Annotated in this window: 9 protein-coding genes; 4 read left to right on the top strand and 5 right to left on the bottom strand. The window is 67.1% G+C overall.

Annotated elements, in window-relative coordinates; genetic code table 11:
* Window positions 1-670: 3-dehydroquinate synthase family protein (locus B7X30_RS08440; protein ID WP_286730212.1), on the top strand; the 670-nt coding region annotated here is incomplete at its 5' end.
* A complete protein-coding gene (locus tag B7X30_RS08445) occupies window positions 667-1,806 on the top strand; it encodes a deoxyguanosinetriphosphate triphosphohydrolase (protein WP_286730213.1) in 1,140 nt (379 codons plus the stop codon). The genes B7X30_RS08440 and B7X30_RS08445, both read left to right, overlap by 4 nt.
* 73 nt (window positions 1,807-1,879) lie before the next feature.
* Here the strand turns inward: B7X30_RS08445 and B7X30_RS08450 are convergent, their stop codons facing one another.
* From B7X30_RS08450 to B7X30_RS08465, 4 genes are all read right to left on the bottom strand, one after another.
* The gene (locus B7X30_RS08450; RefSeq protein ID WP_286730214.1) at window positions 1,880-3,226 is read right to left on the bottom strand and encodes a TolC family protein; all 1,347 of its coding nucleotides are present in this window, start codon (window positions 3,224-3,226) and stop codon (window positions 1,880-1,882) included.
* Window positions 3,226-6,357 (bottom strand): efflux RND transporter permease subunit, encoded by a 3,132-nt coding sequence (locus B7X30_RS08455; protein ID WP_286730215.1) that lies wholly within the window; start codon window positions 6,355-6,357, stop codon window positions 3,226-3,228. Before B7X30_RS08455 ends, B7X30_RS08450 begins: the two co-directional genes overlap by 1 nt.
* Complete coding sequence (locus B7X30_RS08460) at window positions 6,354-7,448, bottom strand: efflux RND transporter periplasmic adaptor subunit (protein WP_286730216.1); 1,095 nt, start codon at window positions 7,446-7,448, stop codon at window positions 6,354-6,356. Before B7X30_RS08460 ends, B7X30_RS08455 begins: the two co-directional genes overlap by 4 nt.
* Before the next feature lie 100 nt (window positions 7,449-7,548).
* Complete coding sequence (locus B7X30_RS08465; protein ID WP_286730217.1) at window positions 7,549-8,040, bottom strand: hypothetical protein; 492 nt, start codon at window positions 8,038-8,040, stop codon at window positions 7,549-7,551.
* Between the two features lie 160 nt (window positions 8,041-8,200).
* Between B7X30_RS08465 and B7X30_RS08470 the strand changes: the two genes are divergently transcribed.
* The gene (locus B7X30_RS08470) at window positions 8,201-10,276 is read left to right on the top strand and encodes an ATP-dependent DNA helicase RecG (protein WP_286730218.1); all 2,076 of its coding nucleotides are present in this window, start codon (window positions 8,201-8,203) and stop codon (window positions 10,274-10,276) included.
* A gap of 55 nt (window positions 10,277-10,331) precedes the next feature.
* Window positions 10,332-11,279 (top strand): hydrogen peroxide-inducible genes activator, encoded by a 948-nt coding sequence (locus B7X30_RS08475; RefSeq protein ID WP_286730219.1) that lies wholly within the window; start codon window positions 10,332-10,334, stop codon window positions 11,277-11,279.
* Between the two features lie 12 nt (window positions 11,280-11,291).
* Here the strand turns inward: B7X30_RS08475 and B7X30_RS08480 are convergent, their stop codons facing one another.
* Window positions 11,292-12,443, bottom strand: a complete 1,152-nt coding sequence (locus B7X30_RS08480; protein ID WP_286730220.1) for a patatin-like phospholipase family protein — start codon at window positions 12,441-12,443, stop codon at window positions 11,292-11,294.
* Window positions 12,444-12,500: the final 57 nt, after the last annotated feature.

Here is a 12,500-nt window from a genome sequence, read left to right on the forward strand (position 1 = left end):
TCCGCTGGGCAAGAACATGATCGGGGCGTTCTATCAACCCCGGCTGGTGGTGGCCGATCTGTCCACCTTGCACACCCTGCCGCCGCGCGAACTCTCGGCCGGCTTGGCGGAGGTCATCAAGCACGCGGCGATTGCCGATGTCGATTTTCTCGCCTGGCTCGAAGCGCATATCGACGCGCTCAGGGCGCAGGACGATGCCGCCCTGGCCGAGGCCGTGGCGCGGTGCTGCCGCATCAAGGCGAAGGTGGTGGCGCAGGACGAGACCGAGACCGGGCTGCGCGCTATTCTCAATTTCGGTCACACCTTCGGTCACGCTATTGAGGCCGGTATGGGCTATGGCAACTGGCTGCACGGCGAAGCGGTGGGCGCGGGCATGGTGCTGGCGGCCGATCTGTCGGTGCGTCTGGGCCTGCTCGCCCCTGCGGATGCCGAGCGGCTGGCGCGGCTGATCGCCCGCGCCGGTCTGCCCGTGCGCGCGCCCGACCTGGGCGCCGAGCGCTGGGCCGAGTGTATGCAGGTGGACAAGAAGACCGAGGGCGGCGAAGTGCGTTTTGTGCTGCTCAACGGGCTGGGGCGCCCGGTGCTGCGCGCCGCGCCCATGACGGAAGCGCAGGCCAGCATAGCCGCGCATCTGCAGCCGTCGCAGCCGCAAGCCGTGTCCTCGGCATGACGCTTGCCGCCTACGCCTGCGATGACTCAACCTCTCGCGGGCGTGAACATGCCGAACCGCCGCCGCTGGATCGCACCGGCTACCAGCGCGACCGCGACCGCATCATCCACAGCTCGGCCTTTCGGCGGCTGGAATATAAAACCCAGGTGTTTCTCAACCACGAGGGTGATCTGTTCCGCACCCGCCTGACGCACAGTCTGGAAGTCGCGCAAATCGCTCGCGCTCTCGCCCGGGCACTGCGCTTGAACGAAGACCTCACCGAGGCGCTGGCCCTGGCGCACGATCTGGGACACACGCCTTTCGGCCATGCAGGGCAGGATGCGTTGGGCGCCTGCATGCGAAAACATGCCCCCCAGGGCGGCGGTTTCGAGCACAACCTGCAATCGCTGCGCGTGGTCACTACGCTGGAAGAGCGCTACGCCGCCTTCAACGGCCTGAACCTCAGCTTCGAGACCCGTGAGGGTGTGCTCAAACATTGCTCGCGGCGCAACGCCGAACATCTGGGCGAAATCGGCGCGCGCTTTCTGCAGGGCGACCAACCCAGTCTGGAAGCGCAGATCACCAACCTGGCCGACGCCATCGCCTACAACAATCACGACATCGACGACGGCCTGCGCGCCGGGCTGATCGACCTGGAGGAGCTGCAGACGGTGCCGTTCTTCGCCGGGCACCTCGACGCCGTGCAACGCGCCTACCCGGCCGTGCAGGGGCGGCGGCGGGTGGCCGAAACCATCCGCCGCATGATCTCGGCGCTCATTGCCGACCTGGTGGCCGAAACGGCGCAGCGCATCCGTCAGTCGGGCGTCGATTCGCCCGACGCCGTGCGTGCCGCGCCGCCACTGGCGGCCTTCAGCGCGCCGGTGCAAGAGCAGTTGCAGCAGCTCCAGCAGCTTTTGCTGCACCGCCTCTACCGACACCCCGACGTGCTGCGCAACACTACCAAGGCGCAGCGATTGCTCACCGAATTATTTGAGGCCTATCACGCCGATACGCGCCTGCTGCCGCGCGCCTATCAGCGGGAGGACGCTGCCCGCCAGCCCCGCGCCATCGCCGACTATCTGGCCGGCATGACCGACCGCTACGCCATCCGCGAGCACCAGCGCCTGTTTTCCATGCGCGACTGGCCGGTGTATTGAACCCAGACGGCCCATCAGGGGGGGCTCTGTCCTCGCAGGTTCGGCGGCGGGCGGTTAGGGGCAAATCCATTGCCTACGGCGTCAGTTCGTAAAGCAAGCCGGTTTGCAGCTTGAGTTGAGCGCTGGAGGTCGCCGCGTCGAAACGCGATTGCAGCACGAGCCGCGTGGACTCCAGCGCACTGCGCCGGGCGAGCAGCCAGTCCGACATGCCGGCTTCGCCCAACTGATAGGCGCGCAACATGCGGTTGCTGGCCTGGGTCTGCACCTGCGCGGCCTGTTCGGTGGCTTTGACCGCAGCCCCCTGCGCCTGTGCATCGGCGTAAAGCCGCTGGAAGTCCGCTTCGGCCTGCGCCTGCAGATCGCGCAGACGCCACTGCGCGGCATCCGCTTCTGCCAGCGCGGCACGCTCTTGCGACACGCGCGCCGAGCCGCCAAACGGCATCGCGAACTGCAGGCCGACGATGCGCTCGCTACCCCCGCGGTCCGACCCGATGTAGGCGCCCACCGTAGGTTGCGGCGTGCGCGCGGCGTGGGCTTGCGCTGCCATCGCCTGCGCCTTTTGCAGCATGGCGCGCTGTTGGACCAGCAACGGACTGGCTTGCACCGCCCGCGCGCTCAGTTGCTCGGCGTTCAGGGTAGGCAGTGCGAGCGCGCCGGGATCGGTCTGACCTTGCAGACTGCCGCCGCGCGACAGCGCCGGGTAGCGCGCAAACAAGGCGGCGCGGCTGCTGGCTGCCATGCCCTGCGCGAGCAGCAGGGTCGATTGCGCCCGGGCCTGCTCGGCCTGCATCTGCTCCAGCTCCAGCACGCTGGCGTCCCCCAGAGACTGGCGACGTTGCAGCGCCTTGACCTGGGCATTGATCAAGTCGAGATCCTGCTGCGCCAGCACGGCCTCGGCCTGCGCGCGCTGGGCCGCGAACCAGGCGGTCAGCAAGGCACCGAGAAACTGCTGGCGCGTCGCGACCAGTGCGGCCTGCGCTGAAGTCTGCAACGCTTCGGCCATGCGGCCATCGGCCTGCGCCTGCGACGGCAGACGCAACTGGCGGTTGATGAGCAACTGCCATTCGTTGTAGCGCCCGCTGTCGGGCAGTGACTCGATGCGGCGCTGCTGTACCTGCGCCTGACCGGTGAACTCGTTGGTTCCGGCGCGCAGCACGGCGCCGTTTTGTGCCGCGGCTTGTAGCAGGGCTTGCGCCTCTTGCAGCGCGGGTGTTTCGGTCAGGATCTGGTCCACCGCGGCGATTTGCGGCAGTGTCGGGCTGGGCAGTTCGCTCAAGGCGGGCAGGGCGGCTTGCAGCGAAGGCGTATCCGCCGACTTGGCCCATGCCTTCTCGGCGCCCCAGGTGGGAGCTGCGGTCAGCGTAAGGGCAAGCGCGGCACTCAATGCACTCAAGGTAAAGGGTTTGGATAGCGGTTTCATCAGACGTTCTCCGTCTTTTGGGTTGCGGCTTCGGTCTCGCGCGCAATGCGCGCGAGACCGAAGCGGGCAAACATCAGGGGCAGCAGCACCAGGGTCAGGGCGGTGGACGTGATCAATCCGCCGATGACCACGATGGCCAGCGGCTTCTGGATTTCCGAGCCCGGCCCGGTGGCCGACAGCAGGGGGATGAGGCTGAACGCGGTGATGGTGGCGGTCATCATCACCGGCCGCAGTCGGCGCATGGCGCCATCGCGCACGGCCTGCGCCAACGGAAGCCCGCGCTGCAGCAGCTCGTTGAAATGGCTGACCAGCACCACACCGTTGAGCACGGCAATGCCCAGCAACGCGATGAAGCCCACCGAGGCAGGCACCGACATGTATTGGCCGCTGGCCCACAGTGCAATCACCCCGCCGACGAGAGCGAAGGGAATGTTGGCGAACACCAGCACCGACTGCCGCACCGAGCCGAAGGTGGTCATCAGCAGCACGAAAATCAGCGCGAGCGCCACTGGCACCACCAGCCCCAGGCGCGCAGCGGCGCGTTGCTGATTCTCGAACTGGCCGCCCCACTCCAGCCGTGTTCCTTCCGGCAGTTTCACCTTGGTGGCCACGGCCTGCTTGGCGTCGGCCACATAGCTCACCAGATCGCGCCCGCTGACATTGGCCTGCACCGCGGCAAAACGGCTGCCGTCTTCATGCGCCACCAGCACCGGACCTTGCGTGGGGGTGAGGCGGGCGAGTTGCGACAGCGGGTAGGCGGTGCCATCCGGCGCGGTGATCGATACCTGGGCAAACGCCTGCGGATTGCTGCGCAGATCGGCGCCCCCGCGCAGCAGCAGCGGGGTGCGGCGCACGCCTTCGAGCACCATGCCCTGCGGCTGGCCTTCGACCAGGGCGCGCAGGTCTTGCTGCAGGCTGTCCACATCGAACCCGGCGCGGCCCGCGGCAAGACGATCGACTTGCACGGTGAGGTATTGCACGCCTTCCGGTCGGGCGGCGAGCACTTCCTGCGCGCCGGGCACGGCTTTGAGCGTCTCGGCCACCTGTTGCGACAGATCGCCCAGCTGGGCGATGTCGGGGCCGAAGATTTTCACCACCAGATCGCCGCGGCTACCCGTGAGCATTTCGGACACGCGCATCTCGATCGGCTGGGTGAAGCCGAAGTCCACGCCGGGGAAGCGTTCCAGCACCTTGCGCATGGCCTCGATCACCTCGTCCTTGCTGCCGCGCCACTGCGACATGGGTTTGAGCACCAGGAAAGTGTCGGTTTCGTTCAGCCCCATGGGGTCGAGGCCCAGATCGTCCGAGCCGCTGCGGGCGACGATGGACTTGATCTCGGGCACCTCCTTGAGCAGCGCCTGCTGCACCCGCAGATCGAGCGCGGCGGTAGCGCCCAGGCTGACCGAGGGCAGCTTTTGCAGTTGCACGATCACATCGCCTTCATCGAGCGTGGGCATGAAAGTCTTGCCCACCCGGGTGTAGGCCCAACCGGCAGCCACGAGCGACAGCAGCGCCACGGTCACGACGATGCGGGTGTGATTGAAGCTCCAGTCCAGCACGCGCCGATAACCGGCGGAGAGCTTGCGCACCAGCCAGGGGTCGGTGTGCGACGCGGTCTTGAGTAGCAAAGAGGCCATCACCGGAACGATGGTCAGCGCAATGAGCAGCGACGCGCCCAGCGCGAACACGATGGTCAGCGCCACCGGGCGAAACAGCTTGCCCTCCAGCCCTTCGAGGGTGAGCAGCGGCAAAAAGACGATGGCGATGATGGCCACGCCCGACAGCACCGGCCCCGACACTTCCGACACCCCGCGCAGGATGCGTCCCAGCCGGTCGGTGGTGGCGCCGCCCGGGTTGTGATCCGGCGCGTGTTGCGGGTCGTGGCTCATGTGGTTCACCAGGTTTTCCACCACCACCACGGCGGCATCGACCAGCATGCCCAGCGCAATGGCCAGACCGCCCAGACTCATGAGGTTGGCGCTCAGTCCAAACCAGCGCATGAGAATGAAGGTCGCCAGGGCCGATAGCGGCAGGGTGATGGCCACGACGAGCGCTGCGCGCCAGTTGCCGAGGAACAGCAGCAGCATGACGATCACCAGCACTACGGCCTCTCCCAGCGCTTCGAGCACGGTGCCCACGGCGCGCTCGACCAGCTGGCTGCGGTCGTAGAACACCTTGATGGTCATGCCTTGGGGCAGACGCGGCTCCAGCTCGGCCAGGCGTGCTTTCACTCCGTGGATCACCTGCTGCGCATTGGCGCCGCGCAGGCCGAGCACAATGCCTTCGACCGCCTCGCCCTTGCCGTTTGCGGTGACGATGCCGTAGCGCGTGCTGCTGTCCACGCTGACCTGCGCCACATCGCTGATGCGCACCGGAGTGCCGCGCACATTGGCGACGACGGTGTTGCGAATGTCGTTGGCATTGGCTAATGCGCCCTGCACCCGCACGATGCGGGTTTCTTCGCCTTCGTCCAGGCGGCCGGCGCCGTCATTGCTGTTGTTGACCTGCAGCGCGGTGCGCAACTGATTGAGCGACAGCCCCCAGGCGGCCAGCCGCGCCGGATCGGGCTGCACCGCGAAGGCGCGTACATCGCCGCCGAGCATGTTCACATCGGCCACGCCGGGCACGGTGCGCAGCACCGGGCGGATGAGCCATTGCAGCGCGCTGCGCTTCTCTTCCAGGCTGGCCGGTCCCTCGATGGTGAACATGTACAGGTCGGACAAAGGCGTGGTGATGGGGGCGAGCCCGCCCATCGCCGAAGCCGGCAGGTCGCCGCGCACATTCGCCAGCGCCTCTCCCACCTGTTGACGCGCCCAATACACATCGGTGCCCTCGACGAAATCCACCGTGATGTCGGCAATGCCGTACTTCGACACCGAACGCACGATGCGCTTGTTGGCAATGCCCAGCACCTCTTGCTCGATGGGCAGGACAACCCGCGTCTCCACCTCTTCCGGGGTCATGCCCGGTACTTTCATGATGACTTTCACCTGCGGCGAAGACACGTCGGGAAAGGCGTCGATGGGCAGCGCGCGCCAGGCAAAAATGCCGCCCGCCACCAGCGCCAGCATCGCGCCGAGGGTCAGCAGGCGTTGGCGCAACGCGCCATGCGTGAGGGCCGTCAAATTCATGGCGCCACCTCGCCAGCGGCCGCCTTGATCGCCACGACGCCAGTGGCTGCCACCTTGTCGCCAGCCTTCAGCGGGCCGCTGACCATCACCGCGTCATTCAGACGACCGGCCACGGTAACCGGCACGATGCGAAAGCCCTGTTTCGTCACCGTGAGCACGACATCGCGGCCATCGATCTGCGTCACCGCGGCGGGCGGCACACGCCACACCCCGGCTTGCGTCGGCAGGTTCAAGCGCGCCTGCACCACGGCGCCCGCTTGCAGACCGCCGGATTGGGTGACGCGCACGCGAATTAGCACGCTCTGCCCCGCGTTCAGCGCGGTGGACTTGGCCTGCACCACCCCTCGCGCCTGCAGTGCGGGCACCTCCACTTCGGCGCCCACCTGAATGGCGCTCGCCTGCTGTGGGCTGGCATCTATTTCCAGCCACAACTGGCCTTGCCGCGCAATGCGGAACAGCGGTGCGGCCATATCGACTCGCTGGCCTGGCAAGGCTGTGGTTTCGGTGATGACCCCGGCGATGGGGGCGCGCAAGGTGGCCACGCCGTTGAGCGCAGCGCCGCCTGCGGCCAGCTTGAGCGCCAGATTGCGCTCGGCCAGCATGGCTTGCGCCTCGCGGCTTTGCGCGCGGGCAGCCTCGAGCCGGGCGCCGGGCACGATGCCCTCGTTCACCAGCGTGGTGTCGCGCTGCAACTGGCGCTGCGCCAGGTCGTATCGGCTTTGCGCCTCGCTGCGCTCGCGTTGCAACTGGGCGATTTGCGGGCTGCTGAGTTCGGCTAGCGGCTGGCCGCTTTTCACCGTATCGCCCGGGTTGACCAGCAGGCGGGTGATCATTCCGGCGGCAGGAGCAGAAACAACAGCCTGCTGCGACAGCGGCACGGCCACGCGGGCGGGCAGGTCGATCTGCGCGGCCGCGGCGGCCTGCACCGTGGCAAGCCGCACGCCGAGCGCGGTCTGCTGGTCGGCCGTCATGGCGATGACGCCGGGCGACGCGGGTTGTGCGGCGGCAGGCAGGGAAACGAGCGCCAGGCTCAACAGGCTGGCGGACACGGCGCACGCCAACGGGCTGCGCGACAAAAAGAATTGGGGCATCTTGCATCCCGGCCATGCGCCGGGCTCCATCTGGGACTGAGTGGCATCTTGCGCGTGACAGGTTGCACCTGTGTTTCACGCGTGTTGCGGCAGAAAAAAATCAGACCAGAGTGGAGGGCGGAGCCTGACCGGGAGGCGGCAGGCCGTGGTGGACGCGCGCAAGCGCGTCGTCAGAGAGTTGCGGCCAAGAAATGAGCGCGGTGACGGCCAAGGAGTGCTGTGACGCGAAAGCAAACGTCGGCAGCACGACTTCGGTGTCGATCAATACGCTGGCCAGGCGGATCTGGGAGAGCCGGGATTGGGCGATGCCCGAGGCCAGTTCCACATCGCTGGGCTCGGGGGTCTGCAGCGCAAAGCCCGACTGCTGCGCCGTGTGCTGAGGGTGGCTGGCAAGGCAGGCCAGGCCGTCGGGACTTGATTGCAAACTGAATTGCGGACTGGCCTGCACTTCCGCCGCGGCCGTCAGCGCATGGATGTGCCAGCCGCTTTGCACCGGCTGGCCCAGATGCCCATGAATGAATGGCGCCAACCCAAGCAGCAGCACCAGCATGGAGAACCAGGCTGTGCGCAGAGTGGAAAGGGCTTTGGACATGGGCAAAATAAGTGAATTTGTAACAACTATAACCAGACCCACAAAAACCCGTGCGAATGGGGGGATTGAATGGGGGGATTATTGGGGGCTCGGTATCCAGCGGGTGCGCCATGCCGAGCTCAGGCGCAGACGACGTTGCTGTCATTTTTAGAATGCTTCGATGACCGCCGCGCGCAAGTCCTCTCAGCAAGACCCCACTGCCGATCCGCCGCAGCGGGCAAGCGCGCCTCGCAAAGACCCGGCGGGCAAGGCCAAACCGGCACGGCCCACGCCGCTCGCCCGGCTGGGTCTGCACACCGACTGGGACCTTGCGCTGCATTTGCCGCTGCGCTATGACGATGAAACGCGGCTCACGCCGCTGGATGCGCTGCGCGACGGTGAGCTTGTCACCACGGATGCTGTAGTGACCCAGGCGCAGGTACAGGGCCGCGCGCCGCGTCGGCAGTTGCTGGTGCGGCTGCAAGACCCGGAAGCGGGAGACGCCGTCCTCACCCTGCGGCTGTTCCACTTCTATCCCAATCAGCTCAAAACCTTGCAGCCCGGGGTGCGGCTGCGGGTGCATGGGCAGGTGCGGCAGGGCTTGTTTGGCTGGGAGATGGTGCACCCGACCTGGAAGCTGGTGGACGCCAACGCGCCCCTGCCGAACACGCTCACGCCGGTCTATCCCACCACGGCCGGCGTGCCGCAAAGTTATTTGCGCAAGGCCGTGGCTGGGGCGCTTGAGCGGCTGGTTTGGCGCGACACCGTGCCGCAGGAGGAACTGACACGCCATCATCTGCCCGATCTGCCTTCGAGTCTGCGCACCCTGCATGCCCCGCCGGCCGCGGCCTTGCCCGCGCTGGAAGCGGGCACGCATCCGGCGCAGCGGCGCTTGAAGTTCGACGAATTGCTGGCGCAGCAACTGGCCCAGCAGCAGGCCCGCGCACAGCGACAACGGTGGAAGGCGCCGATGCTGCCCGCCGCGCCCGAGGCGCATAGCCTCCCGGCGCAGTTGCGGGCGGCCATCCCCTTCATCCTCACGGCAGCTCAGGAGCGCTGCGTGGCCGAAATCGCCGCCGACCTCGCGCAGACCGCGCCGATGCACCGGCTGCTGCAGGGCGACGTGGGCAGCGGCAAGACCGTCGTGGCCGCGCTGGCGGCGGCGCAGGCCGTGGCGGCCGGCTGGCAGTGCGCGCTCATGGCGCCCACCGAAATTCTCGCGGCGCAACATGCGCGCAAGCTCGCCGACTGGCTGGAGCCGCTGGGCGTGGGTGTCGCCTGGCTTTCGGGCAGCCAGACGAAAAAAGAGCGCGAGGCGGCGCTGCAGCGCGTGGCCAGCGGGGAGGCGCAGCTCGTGCTGGGCACGCACGCCGTCATTCAGGCGCAGGTGCGTTTTGCTCGGCTGGGGCTGGCGATCGTGGACGAGCAGCATCGCTTCGGCGTGGCGCAGCGCCTGGCCCTGCGCGACAGGGCGCTGTTCGGCGATCTGGACGCGTCCACCATCGATGTTCTGCCGCCGGGTAGAACGCCGGTGCGAACCAGCGTCGTCAGCGCGGATCGGCGCGGCGAACTCATCGCCCGGGTCGGCGCGATGACCGCGCAGGGGCGGCAGGCCTATTGGGTTTGCCCTCTCGTTGAGGAAAGCGAGACGCTCGATCTGCAAAACGCCGTGGCCACCCACGCCGAACTCAGCGCCGCGCTGGCGACGAGGCCCGGTCAGCGGGCGGTGCAAGTCGGCCTGCTGCACGGGCGCATGAAGGCGCAGGAAAAGCGCGCCACCATGCAGGCGTTCAGCGCGGGCGAAATTGGCCTGCTTGTCGCCACCACGGTGATCGAGGTCGGGGTGGACGTGCCCAATGCCAGCCTCATGGTGATCGAACATGCCGAGCGCTTCGGGCTGTCGCAGTTGCACCAACTGCGCGGGCGGGTAGGGCGGGGTGCGGCGCAGTCGGATTGCGTGCTGCTGTTCACCTCGCCGCTGTCACCCACGGCGCGCCAGCGCCTGGGGGCGATGCGCGAACTCACCGACGGCTTCGCCCTGGCGCAGAAAGACCTGGAACTGCGCGGGCCGGGCGAACTGCTGGGGCTGCGGCAGTCGGGCGTGCCCGGCCTGCGCTACGCCGATCTGGCGCAAGACATCGATCTGCTCGAAGCCGCCCGCGACACCGCGCAACGTCTGCTGGTCGCCGCGCCCGAAGCCGCCCGGCAACACGCCGCGCGCTGGCTGGGCGAAGGGTTCGACTGGTTGAGCGCCTGAGGCCCAATTGCATTGATTAACACAATCTGGCGGCGTTTCTGTTTTAATTCTTTCTATGACTCTGACAGAATTACGCTATATCGTCGCCGTCGCTCGCGAGCGGCATTTTGGCCGGGCTGCCGAGGCCTGTTTCGTCAGCCAGCCCACCTTGTCGGTCGCCATCAAAAAGCTCGAGGAAGAACTTGATGTGCGTCTGTTCGAGCGCGGCGGCAATGAGGTGAGCATCACGCCCATCGGCGCGGAAATCGTCGAGCAGGCGCAGCGGGTCATCGAGCAGGCGGCGGCGATCAAAGAGATCGCCAAGCGCGGCAAAGACCCGCTGGCCGGGCCGCTGCGGCTGGGGGTCATCTACACCATTGCGCCCTATCTGCTGCCCGAGCTGGTGCGCAATGTCATCAAGCGCAGCCCGCAGATGCCGCTGATGCTGCAGGAAAACTTCACCACCCGCCTGCTGGAAATGTTGCGCACCGGCGAGTTGGATGCGGCTATTCTGGCCGAGCCGTTCCCCGATCAGGGGCTGGCGGTCACGCCGCTGTATGACGAGCCCTTCCTCGTGGCCGTGCCGCGCACCCATGCGATGGCGGCGTGCAAGGAGCTGAGCGCCGAGGCGATCAAGGACGAGACCATGCTGTTGCTCGGCACCGGCCACTGCTTTCGCGACCATGTGCTTGAAGTCTGCCCGGAGTTCGCCCGGTTTTCGCCCAGCTCGGAAGGCATCCGCAAGAGTTTCGAAGGCTCGTCGCTGGAGACTATCAAGCAGATGGTGGCCTCGGGCATGGGCATCACCGTGGTGCCCAAACTGTCGGTGCCGCGGCAGGACGTGCCGCATGCGGCCGATCCGAGCACCGATTATGTTTGTTATGTGCCGTTTTCCGATCCGCCGCCCACGCGCCGCGTGGTGCTGGTGTGGCGCAAGAGCTTCACTCGGCATGAAGCCATTGCCGCGCTGCGGCAGGCCGTCATGGCCTGCGATCTGCAGGGCGTCACTTTGCTGATGCCCTGAAGGAGCAACGACTCAGGCCTGCGTGTGCACGTCGTGGGTGACGAAGCCCTGCTCGGCGCTGGGCAGAGCGAACCAGTCCGGGTGGTCGAGGGTGCGGTGCATGTCGTCGAGACCGCTTTGCCAGTGGGCGCGCATTTCGGCGCGGCCGAAGGCGTAGTCCTTGCCCTGACCGTCGAAGGCTTTGTCGCGGTAGATCAGGTGGATGACGTTGTAGCGTTTGTCCTGCGCCATTTCCTGCACCTGTTCGCACAGCGCATCGCGTTTGTCGAGCGGAATGCGCTGCAGCAAATCGCGCAGAATGCGACGCTGCTGCTGCGCCCGCTGCAGGGTGGAGGTGATGATGCGCGTGCGGCTGGAAAACTGGATGTCTTTTTGCCGCTCGGCCACGTCGAGCAGGGTTTTGGGCACCTCGCCCGCCGCGCTCCACAGATCGACCTGGAACACCAGGGTGTGGTGGCTGGGGTGGCCGCCCAGCACCTGCGACAAGGGCGTGTTCGACACCAGCCCGCCGTCCCAGTAGAACTCCCCGTCGATCTCCACCGCCGGAAAACCCGGCGGCAGCGCGCCCGAGGCCATGATGTGCTCGGGGCCGAGCCGCATCTCGGCGCTGTCGAACACCACCTGGTTGCCGTTGCGCACATTCACCGCGCCCACGCTGATGCGGGTTTCGCCGCTGTTGAGCCGGTCGAAATCGACCAGCTTTTCCAGCGTGTCGCGCAGCGGCGCGGTGTCGTAAAAGCTGGCCTTCGTCGGGTTGTTGCCGCCTAGCGGCCAGCGTGGCAGAAAAAAGCCCCGCTGGCCTTCGAGTATGGCGCGCAGCCCCTGCATGACCGCAAGCTGGGGTTGCAGGGGTTCGGGAATCCAGGCCAGCGCGGCGTCGTGTTCCCAGGGCAGGGTGGGCAGCAGCGGCTGCTGGGTGACGGTTTCCCAGAACGTGCGCAAGGCGGCAGCGCGTTGGCCCGGCGGGTTGCCCGCAATCAGCGCCGCATTGATGGAACCGATGGAAATACCGGCCACCCAGTGCGGATGCACGCCGCAGTCTTCCAGCGCCTCCACCACGCCGCATTGGTAGGCGCCCAGCGCCCCGCCGCCTTGAAGCACCAGGGCGATGCGGTCGTAATGCCGCACCTGCGCCAGCACGGCATCCGCGCGGCAGGACGGCATGAGATCCCCCCCGAAACGCTCGCCTTGCTCACGTCTCCCCCCAGGGGGCGAAGAAAC

The organism is Thiomonas sp. 13-64-67, from assembly GCF_002282795.1.
In the GTDB taxonomy this organism is placed as follows: Bacteria; Pseudomonadota; Gammaproteobacteria; order Burkholderiales; family Burkholderiaceae_C; genus Thiomonas; species Thiomonas arsenitoxydans.